Origin of the sequence: Nesterenkonia aethiopica, from assembly GCF_039534665.1 — a bacterium.
Lineage (GTDB): Bacteria > Actinomycetota > Actinomycetes > Actinomycetales > Micrococcaceae > Nesterenkonia > Nesterenkonia aethiopica.
The window spans coordinates 57,260-74,764 of the sequence record NZ_BAAAVT010000016.1 but is presented as its reverse complement, the minus strand read 5'-3'; the positions used below and the strand labels follow the sequence as shown (position 1 = coordinate 74,764).

General features: G+C 70.3%; 22 protein-coding genes. 9 read left to right on the top strand and 13 right to left on the bottom strand.

The window, feature by feature from the left end:
* Positions 1-17: 17 nt before the first annotated feature.
* Together ABD658_RS12325 and ABD658_RS12320 are read right to left on the bottom strand one after the other, a co-directional pair.
* A complete protein-coding gene (locus ABD658_RS12325; protein ID WP_344684272.1) occupies positions 18-941 on the bottom strand; it encodes a universal stress protein in 924 nt (307 codons plus the stop codon).
* A gap of 130 nt (positions 942-1,071) precedes the next feature.
* Complete coding sequence (locus ABD658_RS12320) at positions 1,072-1,920, bottom strand: aldo/keto reductase (protein ID WP_344684269.1); 849 nt, start codon at positions 1,918-1,920, stop codon at positions 1,072-1,074.
* Between the two features lie 225 nt (positions 1,921-2,145).
* Between ABD658_RS12320 and ABD658_RS12315 the strand changes: the two genes are divergently transcribed.
* Genes ABD658_RS12315 through ABD658_RS12305 form a run of 3 tightly spaced genes read left to right on the top strand, consistent with a single transcriptional unit; the run spans position 2,146 to position 5,143 of the window.
* Complete coding sequence (locus ABD658_RS12315; RefSeq protein ID WP_344684267.1) at positions 2,146-2,820, top strand: biotin transporter BioY; 675 nt, start codon at positions 2,146-2,148, stop codon at positions 2,818-2,820.
* Positions 2,817-3,992: a class I adenylate-forming enzyme family protein gene (locus ABD658_RS12310; RefSeq protein ID WP_344684265.1), complete on the top strand. Its 1,176-nt coding sequence runs from the start codon at positions 2,817-2,819 to the stop codon at positions 3,990-3,992. The genes ABD658_RS12315 and ABD658_RS12310 overlap by 4 nt, the downstream gene beginning before the upstream one ends.
* Positions 3,989-5,143 carry a thiolase family protein gene (locus ABD658_RS12305; protein ID WP_344684263.1) on the top strand — a complete coding sequence of 385 codons (1,155 nt, stop codon included), beginning with the start codon at positions 3,989-3,991 and terminating at the stop codon, positions 5,141-5,143. Before ABD658_RS12310 ends, ABD658_RS12305 begins: the two co-directional genes overlap by 4 nt.
* A gap of 40 nt (positions 5,144-5,183) precedes the next feature.
* On the opposite strand, the gene ABD658_RS12300 is transcribed toward ABD658_RS12305, so the two are convergent.
* Positions 5,184-5,741, bottom strand: a complete 558-nt coding sequence (locus ABD658_RS12300) for a P-loop NTPase family protein (protein ID WP_344684261.1) — start codon at positions 5,739-5,741, stop codon at positions 5,184-5,186.
* Between the two features lie 90 nt (positions 5,742-5,831).
* Between ABD658_RS12300 and ABD658_RS12295 the strand changes: the two genes are divergently transcribed.
* Complete coding sequence (locus ABD658_RS12295) at positions 5,832-6,134, top strand: putative quinol monooxygenase (RefSeq protein WP_070158617.1); 303 nt, start codon at positions 5,832-5,834, stop codon at positions 6,132-6,134.
* Between the two features lie 11 nt (positions 6,135-6,145).
* On the opposite strand, the gene ABD658_RS12290 is transcribed toward ABD658_RS12295, so the two are convergent.
* Positions 6,146-6,730 carry a cysteine hydrolase family protein gene (locus ABD658_RS12290; protein ID WP_344684257.1) on the bottom strand — a complete coding sequence of 195 codons (585 nt, stop codon included), beginning with the start codon at positions 6,728-6,730 and terminating at the stop codon, positions 6,146-6,148.
* Positions 6,731-6,801: 71 nt separating this feature from the next.
* On the opposite strand from ABD658_RS12290, the gene ABD658_RS12285 reads away from it, so the two are divergent.
* Positions 6,802-7,227, top strand: a complete 426-nt coding sequence (locus tag ABD658_RS12285; protein WP_344684255.1) for an acyl-CoA thioesterase — start codon at positions 6,802-6,804, stop codon at positions 7,225-7,227.
* Positions 7,228-7,260: 33 nt separating this feature from the next.
* Positions 7,261-7,869 (top strand): class I SAM-dependent methyltransferase, encoded by a 609-nt coding sequence (locus ABD658_RS12280; protein ID WP_344684253.1) that lies wholly within the window; start codon positions 7,261-7,263, stop codon positions 7,867-7,869.
* A gap of 224 nt (positions 7,870-8,093) precedes the next feature.
* On the opposite strand, the gene ABD658_RS12275 is transcribed toward ABD658_RS12280, so the two are convergent.
* The 6 genes from ABD658_RS12275 to ABD658_RS12250 all read right to left on the bottom strand — a co-directional run bounded on the left by ABD658_RS12275 (position 8,094) and on the right by ABD658_RS12250 (position 12,899).
* Positions 8,094-8,459, bottom strand: coding sequence for a hypothetical protein (locus tag ABD658_RS12275; protein ID WP_344684251.1), 366 nt, complete (start codon positions 8,457-8,459; stop codon positions 8,094-8,096).
* A 311-nt stretch (positions 8,460-8,770) separates the two neighbouring features.
* Entirely contained in the window at positions 8,771-9,562 is a 792-nt protein-coding gene (locus ABD658_RS12270; protein WP_344744663.1) for an amino acid ABC transporter ATP-binding protein, read from the bottom strand.
* Entirely contained in the window at positions 9,549-10,208 is a 660-nt protein-coding gene (locus ABD658_RS12265) for an amino acid ABC transporter permease (protein ID WP_344744679.1), read from the bottom strand. Before ABD658_RS12265 ends, ABD658_RS12270 begins: the two co-directional genes overlap by 14 nt.
* A 35-nt stretch (positions 10,209-10,243) precedes the next feature.
* The gene (locus ABD658_RS12260; protein WP_344684247.1) at positions 10,244-11,071 is read right to left on the bottom strand and encodes an amino acid ABC transporter substrate-binding protein; all 828 of its coding nucleotides are present in this window, start codon (positions 11,069-11,071) and stop codon (positions 10,244-10,246) included.
* Between the two features lie 253 nt (positions 11,072-11,324).
* Positions 11,325-11,927 (bottom strand): HutD/Ves family protein, encoded by a 603-nt coding sequence (locus ABD658_RS12255; RefSeq protein WP_344684245.1) that lies wholly within the window; start codon positions 11,925-11,927, stop codon positions 11,325-11,327.
* Between the two features lie 90 nt (positions 11,928-12,017).
* The gene (locus tag ABD658_RS12250; RefSeq protein ID WP_344684243.1) at positions 12,018-12,899 is read right to left on the bottom strand and encodes a helix-turn-helix transcriptional regulator; all 882 of its coding nucleotides are present in this window, start codon (positions 12,897-12,899) and stop codon (positions 12,018-12,020) included.
* A gap of 110 nt (positions 12,900-13,009) precedes the next feature.
* Here ABD658_RS12250 and hxlB point away from each other — a divergent pair, with 110 nt between their 5' ends.
* The 3 genes from hxlB to ABD658_RS12235 all read left to right on the top strand — a co-directional run bounded on the left by hxlB (position 13,010) and on the right by ABD658_RS12235 (position 15,028).
* Positions 13,010-13,600 carry a 6-phospho-3-hexuloisomerase gene (gene hxlB / locus ABD658_RS12245; protein WP_344684241.1) on the top strand — a complete coding sequence of 197 codons (591 nt, stop codon included), beginning with the start codon at positions 13,010-13,012 and terminating at the stop codon, positions 13,598-13,600.
* A 72-nt stretch (positions 13,601-13,672) separates the two neighbouring features.
* Positions 13,673-14,305, top strand: a complete 633-nt coding sequence (gene hxlA / locus ABD658_RS12240; protein ID WP_344684239.1) for a 3-hexulose-6-phosphate synthase — start codon at positions 13,673-13,675, stop codon at positions 14,303-14,305.
* 72 nt (positions 14,306-14,377) lie between these two features.
* Positions 14,378-15,028 (top strand): DUF1697 domain-containing protein, encoded by a 651-nt coding sequence (locus tag ABD658_RS12235; protein WP_344684237.1) that lies wholly within the window; start codon positions 14,378-14,380, stop codon positions 15,026-15,028.
* A gap of 33 nt (positions 15,029-15,061) precedes the next feature.
* Here ABD658_RS12235 and ABD658_RS12230 read toward each other — a convergent pair whose 3' ends face one another.
* Genes ABD658_RS12230 through ABD658_RS12220 form a run of 3 tightly spaced genes read right to left on the bottom strand, consistent with a single transcriptional unit; the run spans position 15,062 to position 17,484 of the window.
* A complete protein-coding gene (locus ABD658_RS12230) occupies positions 15,062-15,964 on the bottom strand; it encodes a MetQ/NlpA family ABC transporter substrate-binding protein (protein ID WP_344684235.1) in 903 nt (300 codons plus the stop codon).
* A 57-nt stretch (positions 15,965-16,021) separates the two neighbouring features.
* Positions 16,022-16,741 carry a methionine ABC transporter permease gene (locus ABD658_RS12225; RefSeq protein ID WP_083277368.1) on the bottom strand — a complete coding sequence of 240 codons (720 nt, stop codon included), beginning with the start codon at positions 16,739-16,741 and terminating at the stop codon, positions 16,022-16,024.
* Positions 16,738-17,484, bottom strand: coding sequence for a methionine ABC transporter ATP-binding protein (locus ABD658_RS12220; RefSeq protein WP_344684232.1), 747 nt, complete (start codon positions 17,482-17,484; stop codon positions 16,738-16,740). Before ABD658_RS12220 ends, ABD658_RS12225 begins: the two co-directional genes overlap by 4 nt.
* Positions 17,485-17,505 lie beyond the last annotated feature (21 nt).

Sequence of the window (17,505 nt, the reverse complement as noted above, 5' to 3'; positions counted from 1 at the left end):
ATTCGCGGCCACTCGTGTCAGCTCTGCGGGACGATCATCAGCGGTCCTTCCGCGTGGTGCATGATCGCCAAGGACGTGGACCCCAGGAGCATGCCGGTGAATCCGCCGTGTCCTCGGGTGCCGACGACCGTCAGCGGCGCCGACCGCGTCTCGTCCACCATGACTGCGGCTGCGGCGCCGTCGCGGACTTCGGTCTCCACGGTCACATCGGGGAACGCTGCCCTCACGGCGGCGGCATGCTCCTCCACCGTGCGGGTGAGCTGCTCGCGTGCAGAGCGCCGCTGTTCCTCGAGCGAGACCCAAGCCTCGACGTCCGGGGACACCGGCGCCAGCGCACTGATCAGCCGCACCGGGAGATGGAGTGCTTGGGCCCAGCGGGCGGCCTCCTCGGCGGCCGCCCGGCTGTGCCCCGACTCGTCCACGCCGACGGCGAGGACGGCTCCCGCTGAGAAGTCCCGCGTGCCATCAGCGTCCGGAGGGACGATGATCACCGGACAGTGGGAGCGTGAGGGCAGGCTGGCCGATGTGGATCCCAGCAGCATTCCGGTGAACCCTCCTCGTCCTCGTGTGCCGACGACGATGGCCGAGGCGTTGCTGGAGAGCTCCGCCAGTGCCTGGGGTGCGGGACCACGCTTCACCATTCCACGGGCATCTGCGCGGTCGGCCCCCGCCTCGGCCAGTGCCTGGCGCAACATAGTCTCGCCCTCATCCCGGATCCCGGCCTCGTCGACGACGGGCTGCCCGTAGGAGGCCGCTTGGACTGCGTAGTGGGAGATCGGGTAGGCGAACACAGCCGTGAGCGGAACGCCGGCAGAGGCCGCCAGCCTGGCTCCCGTATGGAGCGCCGCCCTGGCATGATCGGAGCCGTCGACTCCGACGACGACCCCGTGACGGGTGGCCGCAATATCGCGCGACGCGGTCTCTTCTCGGTTCTCAGTCATCTCTGACTCCTCTCGTCCAGCACCATGGCGATCCACCCCCACGTCGCCGAGCATAGATGTGCGGCTCTCCGTCGGCCAGAGTTGCCGTGTCGCGACCGGACCGGGGCGACGAGGTGTCGAGGCGGGAAGATCAGAACTCCTCGTACTCCGCCGGGTCCTGCCCGGCGAGGCGGCCGTCAGGCGTCGCCAACGAGGCGGTCCGAGCCATCTGCTCCTCGCTGAGCTCGATGTCGTAGACGTCCAGGTTCTCCCGCTGGCGGGCCGGGTCGGCGGACTTCGGCAGCGGGATGGTGCCCCGCATCAGGTGCCAGCGCAGGATCACCTGCACCGGGCTGCGGCCGAGCTCCTGGGCGATCTCGGTGACCACCGGCTCCTCCTGCAGCCGCGAGTTCCTCCCCACCGGGCTCCAAGCCTCGACGGCGATGCCACGTTCCGTGTTGGCGGCGATCTGGTCGTCTTGCGGGAACCACGGGTGGATCTCGATCTGATTCACGCTCGGGGTCACCCCAGTCTCCCGATGGAGCCGGTCCAGGTGCTCGGGCAGGAAGTTGCTGACCCCGATGGAACGCAGCAGCCCGCGCTCCCGCAGATCGATCAGCGCCTGCCAGGCTTCCACGTAGACGTCCTGCGTCGGGTTCGGCCAGTGGATGAGGTAGAGGTCGAAGTGGTCGAGGCCGACCCGGTACAGGGACTCCTCCACCGCCTGCACGGCCTTGTCATAGCGGTGGTACCGGCCCGGGAGCTTGGAGGTCACGCGCAGCTCGTCCCGGTCGACGCCGGAGGCAGCGATCCCAGCCCCCACGGCGCCTTCGTTCTCATAGTTGTAGGCGGTGTCCAGCAGCCGGTATCCGGACCGGACGGCGGCGGCGATCGACTCCGCCCCGGCCGAGCCGCGCAGATTGTAGGTCCCGAAACCGAGCTCCGGGAGCGTGGTGCCGTCGTTGAGGGTACGGGCGGGGATGTCGATCTGGTCGGTCATAGTCTCAGACTCCTCCTGACGGGCGGGGATGCAGTGTCGGCGCGAGGGCCGCCGTGCCCATCCTGCCACCCGCTCCCCTGCGGCTGTCACGCCGTCGTGACCGACTCTGCCACCTGGCCTGGAGGCGACGTCGCATCGTGTCATCTCCGCCCGCGGCGACCTGTCATAGTGCACACTGCTAGGTGTTGAACAGTGTTCAAATCGCACCGTCAGGAGACCCTCCCCATGTCCACACTGCAGCAGAGCACCCCGCCCGGATCCCCGACACCCGGATCCCCGACACCCGGAGCCTCAACACCCGGAGCCTCGACCTCGGTGGCCCGGCCGACGACCTCCTCGGTGGCCACCGCCCGCGCGCTGGCCCAGATCGCGGTCTTCGCCGGGCTCATCGCCGCCCTGGGACTGCCCGGGGCGATCCCGGTGATGGGGATGGCGGTCCCGGTGACTGCTCAGACGCTGGGCGTGATGCTCGCCGGGACGGTGCTCGGCCCGTGGCGCGGCGCCGCCGCGGTGCTCGCCTTCGAGGCCCTGGTGGCACTGGGCCTGCCGCTGCTGGCCGGTGGACGCGGCGGTCTGGGCGTGTTCTTCGGGCCCAGCGCCGGCTACCTGGCGGGCATGGTGGCCGGCGCTGCCGTCATCGGGCTGATCGTCCACGGGGTGCGGCGCACGGGCCCGGTCCGCCCCACCTGGCTGCGCACGGCGCTGGGCTGCCTGATCGGCGGCATTCCCGTGATCTACACCTTCGGCATTCCTGTGCAGGCCTGGGTGACCGGCCTGGGCCTGGGCGAGACCGCCCTGCTCGCCACGGCGTTCCTGCCCGGGGATCTGCTGAAGGTGATCCTGGCCGTGCTGGTGACCATGACGCTGCGTCGGACCTACCCCCAGGTGTTCGCCCGATGAGCCAGGCAGGCGCGTCTCCCACGCTGCGTCCCCTGCGCGGGAGCGACCACCGGCGTGTACTGGCTGATGCGCTGGCCGCCCGGGCGGCCGGGGAGGTACCGCTGGTCGGCGACGAACGCTGGTCCCCGGAGCACTGGGAGACCCTGCTCCGCTCCGTGCAGCGCAGTCCCCTGCCGGCGGGGGCCGCGTGGGCCTCGTTCACCTCCGGCAGCACCGGCCGGCCCCGTGCCATCCTGCGCAGCGCCCGCTCCTGGGAGGTCTCCTTCTCCACAGTGAACGCCACCCTGGGCATCCAGGACGACGACGCCGTGCTCGTCCCCGTCCATCCCGTCTCCTCCATGGCCACCTACGCCGTCGCCCATGCGCATCACCGCGGGCTCCGCTGGTCGACGCCAGCAGGCGCCCGTCTGCGTTCGGCCGACCTGGACGGACCCACGATCCTCCACGGCACCCCAGTGCATCTGCAGGAGACGGTCGAGCTGCTGGAGTCCGGTGCGCCGACCACGCTGCGCGCGGCCTTCATCGGTGGTGCTCGGCTCGGCCTCGGCCTGGCGGCCCGGGCCCGCACCCTGGGGCTGCAGGTGGTCACGTATTTCGGCGCCGCGGAGCTCTCCCTGGTGGCTGTGGACGCCGGAGACGGCCTGCGGCCGATCCCCGAGGTGGAGGTGGAGGTCCACGCCGACACGCTGTGGGTGCGCAGCGAGCAGACCGCCTTGGACGTGCTCGGCGAGGGCGGCTCCTTCCGACGCGACGGCTCATGGGCCACCGTCGGCGACCGCGCCGCCCTGAGCTCCGAGGGGATCCTGACCCTGCAGGGCCGGGCAGACGACGCCATCCTCACCGGCGGCGCAACGGTGGTCCCTGCCGACGTCGAGGCCTGGCTGCAGGGTCTGCCGGGGGTGCGGGCCGCCCTGGTGCTGGGCGAACCGCATCCCCGTCTCGGCCAGCTGGTCACGGCCTGCGTGGAGCCCACGCAGGAGGCGGCTCTCGACGCCCGGGTCCTGACCGAGGCCGCGCGGTCCGGGCTGAGTCCGGCCCAGCGGCCCCGGAAGTGGCGGCTGGTGGCCGAGCTTCCGCGCACCCCCAGCGGGAAGGTCCGCCGACTCGGGCCGGACGAGGCGTTCACCCTGCCACTGGCCGCTGCCCCGGCCGCCACGGAGGCCGCGCGGTGAGCGGGGCGACTGGCACTGGTGCTACGGGGTCTGGAGCTGCGGAGGTCGCCGTGGTCGCCGGTCTGCGCACCCCGGTCACGGGCCGCTCCCGGGCCCTGTCCTCCGTGCCGGCACATCAGCTGGCGGGCAGAGTGTTGGCCGCCGTCGCCGAACCTGCGGGCCGCGCCCCTCAGGCTGTGGTGCTGGGCAACTGCACCGGACCCGGCGGCAATCTCGGCCGGGTGGCCGCACTGGACGCAGGGTTCGGAGAGAGTTGCGTGGGCTGGGGTGTGGACGCCCAATGCGGCTCCGGCCTGGTCGCCGTGATGCAGGGAGCCGACCAGGTGAGACGCTCGGGGACCGCTGTGGCCGCCGGCGGGGCGGAGAGCCCCTCCACCGCGCCGGTCCGGCTCGTCGACGGCACGCCGATCCGTCAGGCACGGTTCGCCCCGGAGGGCTTCGCCGATCCCGACATGACCGCGGCCGCCGATGACCTCGCCGCCGCCTGCGACATCTCGCGGGCGCGACAGGATGCCTTCGCCCTGCGGAGCCATCGGCTGGCTCTGCAGCACGAGACTCTGCTCCGCCGTGAGCGGATGCCCGGGACGGCACCCTGGGGGTCGGTGGTCGACGACGGCCCGCGCAGCCTCTCCCCCGGCATGCTGGCCCGCTTCCGCCCGCTGGTGGACTCACCGAGCGCGACGGTCACCCCCGCGACGGCGGCGCGCATCGCCGACGGCGCGGCGGCGGTCATGCTCGTGCCCGCGGACCACGCTCCGGGACCGCATCTGGTCATCCAAGGCCAGGCGCTGGTCGGTGGGGATCCGGCGCTGCCGGGCCTGGCGGCCGCGCCGGCGGTACGTGCCGTGCTGGCGCAGGCGGGCGCCGTCGTCGCCGATCTCGCCGCGCTGGAGGTGGTGGAGGCCTACGCCTCCCAGGCACTGGCGACCCTCGACGACCTGGGCCTCACGGACGGCGCCCGGGAAGTGGACCCCCGGGTCAATGCGGCCGGCGGGGCGCTCGCTCTGGGGCACCCGTGGGGCGCCTCCGGGACGATGGTGCTGGTCCGTCTGCTGCACCGGCTCCTCGAATCCCCGCCCGGCGCGCTCGGGGTGGCGGCCTGCGCGGTGGCGGGCGGAATGGGTGCCGCAATGCTGGTGGAACGGCGGTGACGGTGGCCAGCCTCTGAGGGGAGCGCACCTGAGCCTCCGTTCACCGCAACCGCGCCAGCCGCTCCAGCCACGCCTCCACCTCCCGGGGACGGCGGAAGCGCACCACGTGCAGGTGCGGGAACTGCTCCTCGAGCGCGGGGATGACCGGCCGCAGCCTGTTCCGCACGCGGAAGCCCCACCGGATGATGTGGTCCTGGTCCGTGAAGATCCCCGTCAGAGGTCCCTCCCGGTTGCCGTTCCACAGCTCTTCGCCGGTGAGCCGACGCCGGACGGTCCGGCGCACCAGACGCTGCAGGGTGAACCAGTTCGGCCAGTCCAGCCACAGCACCGTGTCGGCCCGGGCGGTGATCAGCGGGCGCACCTCCCGGTACTGGTGCTCGATGACCCACCGGTCTCCGGCCGTGAAGGCGTCGACGTCGTCGGTGAAGGTCTCCCGCGGCACCCAGCCCTCCCCGTGGTACAGCGAGTCGAGCTCCACCCGCGGACAGTCCAGACGGCGGGCCAGCTCGTCGGCCAGGGTGGTCTTCCCTGACCCGGAAGTCCCCGCCACGGCGATGCGGCGCGGCGTCCAGGTGATCAGGTCCTGCGAAGTCAGCACCGCAGCAGTGTAATCACCCCGGTCGACGGGCCGCACCCCCTTCGGCCGGGAGGCATGCCCCCGGAGCGCGCGAACGGCTAGCGTCAGGCCATGACGTATGTGAACACGGGGTCCTTCGTGACCCAGCCGGGTCGGCGCGATGACGTCGTCGCCATCCTGACCCGCCATTCCCCGCAGCTGGCCGCCTCCGGCTGCCGCAGCTATGAGGTCGGCGTGGACGACGCCCAGCCGGACACCGTCTTCGTCGCCGAGATCTGGGACTCCGCCGAGGCCCATGAACAGTCGCTGCACCTGGAGAGCACCCGAGAGGCCATCGCCGAGGCGATGCCTCTGCTGACCGGGGAGATGACCCAGCAGCACTTCACCTCCGTGGGGTCCCCGCTGCGGGACTGAGACGGCTGTCCTCAGCTGAGCCGCGGAAGCGCCTCCAGCAAATCCCGAGTCGAGACCACCGTGGCGAACTCCCCGTGCAGGTTCGTGGCCGTGGCCCGGACCAGTTCATCGGCGGTGAGCACCCGGCCGTCAGGGCCGACGCGGTCGAAGGTGTGGGTGGCGTCCAGGGCGAAGAACACCCGGTGCCCCAGATTCCCGCCCACCCGGGCCGTGGTCTCGCAGCAGTGGTTGGTGGTGATCCCGCAGACCACGATCGTGGCGATGTCCTGCGCCCGCAGCCAGGCCTCCAGATCCGGTGTCCCGTGGAAAGAGGAGTTCACGGACTTCACCACCTCCAGGGCAGACGGCCCCTCCAGGAACGGCTCCAGCCGGTGGCCCTCCTGGGCGGGGTGCAGCGGCGATCCGGGGTCCGTGGAGGCGTGCCGGACGATCACCACGGGCATCTCCGCGGCCCGCCAGGCCTGCAACAGGCGCTGGATGTTCTGCTCGCTGGCCGAGTTGTTGCGCCGCCCCCAGTGCGTGGCATCGCGGAAACCCTGCTGGACGTCGACGACGATCAGCGCCGTCGCCGGGGTGATGTCGAGGCTCGCGGTCATGTGGTCACCGTACACCGCTTGCTACCCTGACCAGCGTCGGTCCGGATGTCCGGCAGGAAGTGAGGCGACGGATGAGCGTGCGGGTGCCGATCGAGCTGCGCTGGGGAGACCAGGACGCCTTCGGGCATGTGAACAACGCCGCGGTCATGAGGATCCTGGAGGAGGCGCGCACCCGCGGCTTCTGGCGCACCTCGGATCAGGACGACGGCGGTTTCCCGCCGCTGACCGCGGAGTCGCCGGTCTGGTCCGTGGTCGCCGAGGTCAGCATCCGGTACCTGCGGCAGATCGACTATCAGACCGCGCCGGTGATCGTGGAGATGAGCATCGCCAAGCTGGCCGGGGCGAGCCTGGACATCGCCTACCGGCTCTTCACTGACGGCGACACCGAGCCGAGGGTCACCGCCACCACCCGGATCGTCACCGTGGATCGGAGGACCGGCCGCCCCTGCCGCCTGCCGGCCGAGATGCGCGAGGCCTTCGCGCAGCACACGGCGTGACGCGGCGCGGCCCGACGTTCCGGTCGGCTGCTGATGGATGACGCTCGTTCCCTCGAATCTGTCCGCACCTCCTACGGGACCCGAGCCGCGGACTACATCACCGCACTCGGGAGCATCACCCAGGCGCACCCCGATGACGTCGCGCTCATCCAGCAGTGGGCCGAGAGTCTTGACGGACCGGTGGTCGACGTCGGGTGTGGGCCCGGACAGTGGACGGATCTCCTCCGGAGCATGGGCGTCGAGGCGTGCGGCGTCGACCCCGTGCCGGAGTTCATTGAGAGCGCGCGGGACACGTATCCCGGCGCACGGTATCGCGTCGGTCGAGCGGAGCGCCTGAGCGTAGACTCCGGCACTCTGGGCGGCGTGCTGGCCTGGTACTCACTCATCCACACCGCCCCTGAGCACATCGGCGCACCCCTGGCCGAGTTCGCCCGATGTCTGCGCCCCGGAGGCGGTCTCGCGCTGGGGTTCTTCACAGGCCCGACAGTGGAGCCCTTCGACCACGCCGTCACGACCGCCTACTACTGGCCCATGGACACCTTCACAGCCGAGGTCGAAGCGGCAGGGTTGACGGTGACCCGCACGGCCATGCGCACCGGTTCGGGGCATCGGCCGCACGGCGCACTCCTCGCCACCCGGTGATCACCGCATGCTGGCACCGTTCTGCACACACGAATCACGTCTGCACCACAAGATCTCGTAGTGCAGACGTGATTCACGTGTGCAGGTCGAGGAGGAGGGCGTCCGGAGCCCCCTCAGAAAGGCTTCAGCAGCCGATGCACGGTGCGCTACTCGCCACCCGCTGGTATCCAGAATCGGCACGTGTCGGAGCCTTTCGCCGCACCCGACTCTGGGAGTCACACGCCTCACGAGTTCTGCTGCTCCGGATTCACCAGGAACATCTGCGGGTAGTCCGCACAGTCGACGTCATCGCTCACCGGTGGATCGAAGTATCCCCCGGACAGTTCCACACCCTCACCGATGGGCAGGGGCACACCATCCGGCAGGCTGATTCCACCTCCAGGATCTTCCTCGGTCCCCTCGGGAAAGATCACCCCATAGTCAGTGCCATCGGCGGCACCGTAGAGGCAACCGGCCTCGTCGATGCCGACCTCACCGACGAAGAGGGCTTCCGGATGCCCGTCATCACCGCTGATATCGATGGTCAGGAATGTGAACTCCTGGGCCTCGATCTCCTCGATGGAACTCCCCCATGCCTGACAAGCAGCCACAGACAAGCACGCTCCTGCCACGATCGCAGCTAGGATCGCCGCCCCACTGCGGTCCATCCGGACCACCCCTCTCGGAGTACAGAAAGTCGCCTTCACTCTGAGTGTTGGCTACTCTCCCACAGGCCATGTCATCGCGCACGGCCAGACGCACACTGGTCGGGGCATCGGCCGCACGGTGCGCTGTTGACCACGGGCTGATCACCGCCTGCTGGCACCGTTCTGCACGCACACATCACGTCTGCACCACACGATCTGGTGGTGCAGACGTGATTCGCGTGTGCAGATTGAGGAGGAGGGTGTCCGCACCACCCTCAGAACGGGTTCAGCAGCCGGTGCACGAACCGCTGGGTGCGTTCCCGCCGCGGCTGACGCAGGACCTCGCTCGCGGGCCCCTCCTCCACCACGACGCCGCCGTCCATGAAGACCACCTGGTCCGCCACCTCGCGGGCGAAGGCGAGCTCGTGGGTCACCAGCACCATGGTCCAGCCCTCCTCGGCCAGCTCCTTGATCACGGTGAGCACATCACCCACCAGCTCCGGGTCCAGGGCGGAGGTGGGCTCGTCGAAGAGCAGCAGGGCCGGCTTCAGAGCCAGAGCGCGGACGATCCCGACCCGCTGCTGCTGACCACCCGAGAGCTGGTGCGGGTACTGGTCCCGCTTGTCGGCCAGCCCCACGCGATCCAGCAGCGCCTCCGCGTCAGCGATCGCCTCCGCCTTCGGCCGCCGCTGCACCTGCACCGGGCCCTCGATGACATTCTGCAGCACGGTCTTGTGGGGAAAGAGGTTGTAGCCCTGGAAGACCATCGCGCTGCGGAACCGCAGGGACTCCTTCTGCCGCCGACGGGTCCGCGGGGTGAAGGTCACCTCCGGGCCGCCGTCGAAGGTGATGGTGCCGGCGTCGGGACGCTCCAGCCCGTTCAGGCAGCGCAGCACCGTGGTCTTGCCCGACCCGGACGGACCGATCAGGGCCAGCACCTTCCCGGCATCGACCTGCAGATCGATGTGCCGCAGGACCTCGTGATCCCCGAAGGACTTGTTCAGTCCGGACACGCGCAGCAGCGGGCCGCCGGCGGGGACTGCGGCAGGCATCTCAGCGGGCGACATACCGATCCAGCCTCTTCTCCAGTCGAATCTGCCCGGCGGAGAGCACCAGGCAGAACATCCAATAGATGACAGCAGCCTCGATGTAGAGCACCATGAACTGCTGGCTGAACGCCGCGATCTGCTGAGCGACCCGGAACATCTCGGTCACCAGGATCAGCGAGGCCAGAGAGGTGTCCTTCACCAGGGAGATGAACGTGTTGGACAGCGGCGGCACCGAGACCCGCGCGGCCTGCGGCAGGACCAGCCGGCGCAGCGTCTGCACATGCGTCATGCCGATCGTGTACCCGGCCTCCCACTGCCCCTTGGGCACCGAGAGGATCGCGGCACGGATCACCTCGGCCGCATAGCCGCCCACGTTCAGGGTGAATGCGATGACCGCACTGGGCCAGGGGTCCAGGGTCACCCCGATGGACGGCAGCCCGAAGAAGATCACGAACAGCTGGACCAGCAGCGGGGTGCCGCGGATGACGGAGATGTAGGCGCGCGCGAGCCAGGAGACGGGCCGGATGCTGCTGATCCTCATCAGCGCGACCACCAGCGCCAGCACGAGCCCCAGCGAGAAGCTGGCCAGCGTCAGCGGGATCGTGCCGGTCAGCCCACCTTTGAGCATGGGCCAGAACGAGTCGGCCACCAGCTCCCAGTCCAGGTCAGTCAACCACTCCATGAGCGCGCGCCCTCAGCTCACTGGGAGACGTCGGCGTCGAAGTACTCTTCGCTGATCTCGGTCAGCGTGCCCTCCTCGGCCAGTTCGGCCAGGGCCTCGTCGACGGCCTCCACCAGGGACTCGCTGCCCTGCCGGAAGGTCAGCGCCGCCTGGGACTGGTCCTCGGTCTCGGCGGCGATCGCGATGTTCTCGTTGTCCTCGGTCGCCTGGTAGTCCAGGTAAGTCAGCTTGTCGTTGATCGTGGCGTCCACCCGGCCCTGCTCCAGCAGGGTCACCGACTGCGCCCATCCCTCGACGGACTCCACATCGGCCCCCGCCTCGACGGCGACGTTGTACCAGTTGCTCGTCAGCGACTGCGCGGTGGTCTTGCCGTCGAGGTCCTCGAAGCTGGAGATCTCGTCGTTCTCCGCCAGGGTGACGATCACGCCGTTGCTCACCGTGTAGGGCTCGGAGAACAGGTAGGTCTCCAGGCGGTCCTCCGTGATGGAGACCTGATTGGCGATCACGTCGAAGCGCGCGGACTCCAGCCCGGCGAACATGGCGTCCCACTGGGTCTCCTCGAAGTGGACGTCGACACCCAGCTTCTCCGCCACCGCGGTGACGACCTCGACGTCGTAGCCGGTCAGATCACCGGAGCCGCCCTCATGGTAGGAGAACGGCCGATAGGTGCCTTCGGTCCCGACCGTCAGCACACCCTCCTCCTGCACGTCCTCCAGCGTGAGCCCGGGGGCGGGCTCCTCCTCCGCGTCGTCGCCGGCCTCAGCGGTGTCATCGGCGCTGCAGGCAGCCGTGGAGACGAGCAGGGCGGCAGCGGCCGCAGTGGTCAGCAGACGGCGGTGAGTCATGGTTCTCCCCCAGGATATTCGTGACAATGGGTGGGCGGGTGCGCGAGCGACGCCCCGTCCGACGAGCAGGTGAGCGAGCAGACCGGCAGGCAGGTCGCCACAGACAGGTCAGTCGAGAAGCGAACGTAGCACGCCGTTCTGCCGGAAACCGACGCAGATGACGGCAGACGACCTGCCCACCATGGACAACCCGAGGCGCCTCCGGCTGATTCCCCGTCCGCCGCCGAACCGCCGGACAGAGCTCGGCGGCGCGTCAGACCTCGGCGACCTCCGCACCTGCGACCTGGACACTCGTGACCTCAACACAGGCGACGACGGCGCGGGGGCGGCCGGCCAGCCGCAGCGGGCCCTCGGGGCGGATGACCTGCCCCCGCTCCGCGAGGCGCCCGTCCGGCAGGATCACGGCCCCGGAAAGCACGACGACGGCGATCGTCTCCTCGGGCAGGTCAACGGGCGCCCCCTCCAGCCGCCGCACATGGACCGCACCACGGGCCTGAGCACGGTCGACCATGAGGTTCAGGGCCTGCTGAGGACCCGCAGACCCCAGCTCGACGGCGACGTCGTCCTCCCCGGCGAAGGCCACAGGCGACCCCGAATCCACCCGACGAGCCTGCCCCTTGACCGTCAGGTGGACCGGCCCCGGCGTCACGAGGGTGAACACCCGGTCCACTCCGGGCAACCGGGAGAAGGGGCTGTCCTGAGCGAGCTCGGCCAGACTGATCCGCCAGAGGAACCCGGGTCCATGGTCGGCGCCGCGCGGAGCGGAGGCGGCGGTGGCGATCTCCCTCGTGGTGCCCAGCCCGTTCGCCCACGGCACGGGACTCAGCTGCCGGGGGTGGATGATCCGGTGCGTCATGGGTCGCCTCGTCCTTCGCCTGCCGCGGTGTCGTCCGTCGCGCTGTCACGCCGTCGCCCGACGGCGACTGGGCGTCACGATAGCAGCGGCTCAGCGCAGCAGCGCGATCAGCTCCGCACGGTTCCGGGTGCCGGTCTTGCGCAGCAGCTTCGAGATGTGGAACTTCACCGTGTGGTCGCTGATGCCCAGTTCCGCGGCGATCTCAGCATTGCGGGACCCTCGGGCCAGGTGCTGCAGCACCTCGGCCTCACGGGGGCTCAGCTCCCCGAGGTCCTCCATGGGCAGAGGCGCCGGCGCCGGGTCCAGGGGGATGGCGATCGTGACCTCGGTGCCCCAGCCCGGCGTGGAGTCCACGTCCATCCGTCCGCTGAAGGCGCTGAGATGCTCAGCGATCGGCCGCAGCGCGTCATCGTGGGCGCTGAGCTTCCCGTTGCCGTCGTCGCGCAGGTGGATCAGCAGGTGCAGACCGTCGCAGTCCCAGTGGACGCGCACCCGACGGGCTTCGGAGGAGTCGACGACGGTCAGCACGGCGCTGCGGACGATGGCCCTCGCCGCCTGGGCCACATCGCCGGGCAGCGCCCGGCCGTTGGGCGGCGGCTCCACGAACTCCACGTCTACGCGGCCATGACGCACCAGCGGACGGAGCTCGGCCTTCAGACGCCCGAAGGCTCCAGTGACCGGCTCCAACAGATCAGCCCCTTGGCGCGCGGAGGAGCGCGCCTCCACCAGCGCCGCGGCGGCGATGCCGATCGCGGTCTCCCGCGCCTCTCGGTCACCCAGCCGCGGCGAGCGCAGCGCGGCCAGAATCGTCTCCAGCGTCACCGCCTGACGGTCCGCCAGCTCCGAGACGGAACGGGCGTGCTGCGAGGCATGGCGCCGATCCGCGGGCGCGGGCAGCTCCGCCGCGGCTCGAAGCTCCTCAGAGTGCGAGGCACCGTGGGGTTCCTCGGCCTGTTCGGGGTCCTGCGTCATGCCCCACAGGCTAGCCGACCTGCCCGTCCGGGCAGTCCTGGCCGAACGGGCAGTCTCACTGGACCTTCGAGGGATGGTGCAGGGCCCCACGGGTGGGCAGGATCGTCCCCATGACCGCGAACATCACGCTCACCGCGCACGCCACCGTCGGCAGTGCGCTGCAGGAGATCACCGCCGAGCTCGCTCGGAGCTCCGACACCCTGACGCTGGCCGGCCGCACCCTGGAGGACCTCGCCGAGGTCGTCTCGGGCGCTGAGCGGGTCTTCGTCCTGGGCTCGGGCCGCTCGGGCCTGGCGCTGAAGATGACGGCCATGCGTCTCATGCACCTCGGGTTCACCACCCACGTGGTCGGCGAGACCACCGCCCCGGCGATCCGTGCGGGGGACGTGCTGCTGGTGGCCAGCGGCTCCGGGACCACCCCGGGAGTCCTGCGGGCCGCGGAGAAGGCCCAGAGCCTGGGCGCCACCGTCGCCGCGCTGACGGCCACGCCGGATTCGCCTCTGGCCGGACTCGCCCACGTCACCGTGGAGGTGCCGGCCGCCGCCAAGCTGGATCGGAGCGGGGCCGCCTCGACCCAGTACGCCGGAAGCCTCTTCGAGCAGAGCCTGATGCTCCTCGGGGATGCGCTGTTCCACGCCCTGTGGCAGCGCAGCGGGCTGACCGGCGACGACCTCTGGCCGAGCCACGCCAATCTCGAATGACGTCCGCCCCCGACCCACTGTCTCGACCCAACGTCTCGACCCAACACCCCCAGACTCTGAAGGAGAACCCCCATGAAGATCCAGTTCGCCATGGACACCCTCACCACCGAGCAGGCCTTGGACTGGGCCGCCGCGGCGGCACCCCACGTCGACATCCTGGAACTCGGCACCCCGCTCATCAAGAGCGAGGGACTCCGCGCGGTCACCGCCGTGAAGGAGGCCCACCCGGACAAGGTCGTCTTCGCGGACCTGAAGACCATGGACGCCGGCGCTCTCGAGGCTGAGATCGCCTTCGCCGCCGGCGCCGACCTCGTCACCGTGCTGGGCACCGCGGATGACAGCACCATCGCCGGCGCCGTCGACGTCGCCCGCCGCCATGGCAAGGGCGTCGTCGTGGACCTGATCGGTGTCAAGGACAAGGCGCACCGGGCCCAGGAGGTCGTGGAGCTCGGGGCCCAGCTCGTCGAGATGCACGCGGGCCTGGACGAGCAGGCCCAGGAAGGCTATTCGCTGGATGACCTCCTGATCGCGGGGCGGGCCTCCGGTGTGCCGTTCTCCGTGGCCGGCGGCGTCAGCGCCTCCACGGTCACCGACGTGCAGGCCGCGGGCGCGCAGATCGCGGTCGCCGGCGGGGCCATCTACTCGGCCGAGGACATCGGGGCGGCTGCCCAGGCGCTGCGCGCGGCAGTCACCGTCCCCGCCTGATCTCCCCCGACACTCACATGGGGTCCGGCGGGGAAGCTCTGCTTCCTCGCCGGACCCCAGTAGTCTGTGCCCATGGAAGCCTCGGCTCCACCTCCCCTTCCCGCCACCGGTCCGTGGTGGTGCGCGCTGCTGCGCGGCATCGGCCCCGGGAACCCGAACATGCGCAATGAGAAGCTGCGCGGCGTCGTGGAGGACCTCGGCTTCTCCGAGGTCGCCTCGGTGATCTCCAGCGGAAACGTCATCTTCCGGGCGGCGCCCGATCACACAGACCGCGGCCTCCCAGAGCACGACGGCGGCGCGCTCGGCTCGGCGGCCCGCGCCGCGGCGGAGGCGCGCATCCAAGCCGCGCTGCAGGACCAGCTCGGCATCGCCGGCGGCACCGTCCTCCGCAGCCGGGAGGAGCTGGCGGCCCTGGTCGCCTCGGCACCCTTCGGGGACCGGGAGCATGCCAGGACCAGCTACCTGACGGTGACGTTCCTGAAGGATCCCGGAAGGTTCGCAGATCCTGCGGGCACCGCCGTCGTCGACGCCCTGGGCGCGCCGCCGTCGTCGGCGATCCAGGTGGTGGGCGCCCACGGGCCCGCGGGGGCGGTGCTGGCCGTCACCGACACCACCGCCACGGGATCCCCGGATGTGATGGCCTGGCTGGAGCGCCGCCTGGGCAAGGACATCACCACGCGCACTTGGCGGACCGTGGAGCGCATCCTGGCGACGATGCCCTGAGCCCACCGAGGCGGGCTCCTCCGCCCCCAGTCCTCAGAAGGAGGGCAGCAGCGTCTCGCTGTGCTCCTCCACCAGGAAATCGCGCACCTCGTCGGAGGTCATGGCCCGCTCCAGGGCCTGGATCTTCTCGCTCTCGGCGTCCTCGGCGCGTGAGACCAGCTGGATGGCGAAGCGCTGGTCCACGGTCTCCTCCAGCAGGACCGCGTCTTCGGGCGTCAGCCCCACCCGGGCGATGTAGGTCGGGTAGTTGTAGACCAGCGCGACGTCGTCCTCCTCGTAGGCCGAGGAAAGGTTGAGCAGGTCCACCTGGACCCACTCCAGGTCATGAGGGTTCTCCTCGACGTCGGCGATCCGCCCCTCGAAGCCCACCCCGTCGGCCAGGCTGATCAGCCCGTGTTCGTCCAGGATGGCCAGGGCGCGCCCCTCGTTGGAGGCGTCGTTGGGGATCGCGACCTTCGCGCCATCGGGAACCTCCGCCACGTCGTCGTAGTCCCGGGAGTAGAAGCCCACCTTGGCGTCGTAGATGGGAGCCAGCGCCTGGAGCTCGGCGTCGTGTTCGGCGTTGAACGCCTCCATGTAGGGCTCGTGCTGGGCGAAGTTGGCGTCCACCTCACCGTCGGCCAGCAGACGGTTGTACTGGACGTTGTCATTGACCTGGACCAGCTCCACGGTCCAGCCGTCCTCGGCCGCGACGTCGGCGGCCACCTCCACGACGTCGGTCATCGGCGTCATATGGGAGGCCACCCGGATGGTGGTGTCCTCGCCGGTCTCACCGGCCTCCCCGGCGGACCCGCCGGCGTCCGAGGCGCAGCCGGTCAGCAGCAGCGCACCAGCCGCGAGCACGGCGGTCCCGGCCAGCGCGGCCGAGCGACGTCGAGCCGATCGGGGAAGGCCGGGGCGGGAATGGGCAGGACGGGAGTGAGGGCGAGGTGACATGGTCTCCTTCTTCGGGGTGTGAGCGTGCACGTGATGACTTGGGTCGGCGGATACGGGTCAGCGCAGGCGCCGGTCGATGCGTCGGGAAGTCCAGGTGCCGAGGCCCTGGATGGCCATGACCACCACGATCATGATGAGGATGGTGGCGTACATGACCTCGTACTCGTAGGTCTGGTAGCCGTAGCGGATGGCGAAGTCCCCCACGCCCCCGCCGCCGACCACGCCCATGATGGTGGAGTAGGAGACCATGGAGATGGTCACCGTGGTCAGGCTCAGCACCAGTCCGGAGCGGGCCTCCGGATACAGGAACCGGGTGACCAGCTGGAGCGTGCTGGCTCCCAGGGAGTCGGCCAGCTCCACCGTCTGCCGGGGCACGTCCAGCAGGGTCTGCTCCACCCAGCGGGCGTAGAGCGCCACGGCCACGAAGGCCAGCGGCACTGACGCGGCGGTGGTGCCGAAGGAGGTGCCCAGCATCCAGCGGGTGAACGGGATCAGGGCCACCACGAACAGCAGGAACGGCACCGAACGGACCACGTTCACATAGCCGTTGAGCAGCGCGTAGACCCCGGTGCGCGGTTGAGGACCGTTCTTCCGGCTCAGGTACATCCACGTGCCCATCGGCAGGCCAAGCAGCACCGCCGCGAGCAACGAGTTGCCCAGCATCACGCCCGTCTCGGCGATGGACTGCAGCATCTCCCCGCGGTAGGCGCTCAGGCTGGCGCCGAGCTCGTCCAGACGCCCGAGGACCCCCTGCCCGGCTGCTTCCTGCCCGCTCATGCGAGGTACCTCTGCGCGCGTTCGGCATAGGAGGAGTACGCCTCACGCGGCGGTGGGGCGACGACGTCGGTGACGGCGGTCAGGCGGCCGCGCTCCAGGACCGCCGCCCGGTCGCAGGAGGCCTTGACGACGTCGAGCTCGTGGCTGACCAGCACGATCGTGGTGCGCAGCTCGCGGCGGACCTGCCCGAGGATGTCCATGACCTCCTCGGTGTGGTGATCGTCCAGAGCGGAGGTGGGCTCATCGCACAGCAGGATGCCCGGGTCCGTGACCAGGGCACGGGCGATCGCCACCCGCTGCTTCTCTCCGCCGCTGAGCAGACTGGGATGCTGGTGGGCACGGTCCGCCATGTTCACGAAGTCCAGCATCTGCATGACCCTCTCCCGCTCCCTGCGGCGCTGCAGCCGTAGGGGCAGGGCGACATTGTCGAACGCGGTCTTGTTGGCCAGCAGGTTGAACTGCTGGAACACCATGCCGATGCGACGACGCTGCGCCCGCCGGGCCCGGGGACTGAGCCGTGCCAGGTCCACCCCGTCCACCAGGACGCGTCCGGAGGTGGGTGCCTCGAGATGGTTGATCAGCCGCAGCAGGGAGGACTTCCCGGAGCCGGACTCCCCGACGACGCCGAACATCTCCTCATCCCGGATCGTGAGGTCGATCCCGCGCAGGGCGTGGACCTCTCCACCGCGCCGACCGGTCCCCCGGCTCCGGTAACTCTTGGTGACCTGCTGCAGCTCGATCATCCGAGCCTGCTCGTCAGGGTC

What these genes read in the sequence shown, in the direction of transcription:
- ABD658_RS12290 (WP_344684257.1), bottom strand. Translation starts at nt 6,730, where the DNA reads ATGACCGCGAGCCTCGACATCACCCCGGCGACGGCGCTGATCGTCGTC.
- ABD658_RS12220 (WP_344684232.1), bottom strand. Translation starts at nt 17,484, where the DNA reads ATGATCGAGCTGCAGCAGGTCACCAAGAGTTACCGGAGCCGGGGGACC.
- ABD658_RS12285 (WP_344684255.1), top strand. Translation starts at nt 6,802, where the DNA reads ATGAGCGTGCGGGTGCCGATCGAGCTGCGCTGGGGAGACCAGGACGCC.
- ABD658_RS12280 (WP_344684253.1), top strand. Translation starts at nt 7,261, where the DNA reads ATGGATGACGCTCGTTCCCTCGAATCTGTCCGCACCTCCTACGGGACC.
- ABD658_RS12250 (WP_344684243.1), bottom strand. Translation starts at nt 12,899, where the DNA reads ATGACGCAGGACCCCGAACAGGCCGAGGAACCCCACGGTGCCTCGCAC.
- ABD658_RS12230 (WP_344684235.1), bottom strand. Translation starts at nt 15,964, where the DNA reads ATGTCACCTCGCCCTCACTCCCGTCCTGCCCATTCCCGCCCCGGCCTT.
- ABD658_RS12235 (WP_344684237.1), top strand. Translation starts at nt 14,378, where the DNA reads ATGGAAGCCTCGGCTCCACCTCCCCTTCCCGCCACCGGTCCGTGGTGG.
- ABD658_RS12295 (WP_070158617.1), top strand. Translation starts at nt 5,832, where the DNA reads ATGACGTATGTGAACACGGGGTCCTTCGTGACCCAGCCGGGTCGGCGC.
- ABD658_RS12255 (WP_344684245.1), bottom strand. Translation starts at nt 11,927, where the DNA reads ATGACGCACCGGATCATCCACCCCCGGCAGCTGAGTCCCGTGCCGTGG.
- ABD658_RS12310 (WP_344684265.1), top strand. Translation starts at nt 2,817, where the DNA reads ATGAGCCAGGCAGGCGCGTCTCCCACGCTGCGTCCCCTGCGCGGGAGC.
- ABD658_RS12225 (WP_083277368.1), bottom strand. Translation starts at nt 16,741, where the DNA reads ATGAGCGGGCAGGAAGCAGCCGGGCAGGGGGTCCTCGGGCGTCTGGAC.
- ABD658_RS12325 (WP_344684272.1), bottom strand. Translation starts at nt 941, where the DNA reads ATGACTGAGAACCGAGAAGAGACCGCGTCGCGCGATATTGCGGCCACC.
- hxlA (WP_344684239.1), top strand. Translation starts at nt 13,673, where the DNA reads ATGAAGATCCAGTTCGCCATGGACACCCTCACCACCGAGCAGGCCTTG.
- ABD658_RS12270 (WP_344744663.1), bottom strand. Translation starts at nt 9,562, where the DNA reads ATGTCGCCCGCTGAGATGCCTGCCGCAGTCCCCGCCGGCGGCCCGCTG.
- ABD658_RS12260 (WP_344684247.1), bottom strand. Translation starts at nt 11,071, where the DNA reads ATGACTCACCGCCGTCTGCTGACCACTGCGGCCGCTGCCGCCCTGCTC.
- ABD658_RS12320 (WP_344684269.1), bottom strand. Translation starts at nt 1,920, where the DNA reads ATGACCGACCAGATCGACATCCCCGCCCGTACCCTCAACGACGGCACC.
- ABD658_RS12315 (WP_344684267.1), top strand. Translation starts at nt 2,146, where the DNA reads ATGTCCACACTGCAGCAGAGCACCCCGCCCGGATCCCCGACACCCGGA.
- hxlB (WP_344684241.1), top strand. Translation starts at nt 13,010, where the DNA reads ATGACCGCGAACATCACGCTCACCGCGCACGCCACCGTCGGCAGTGCG.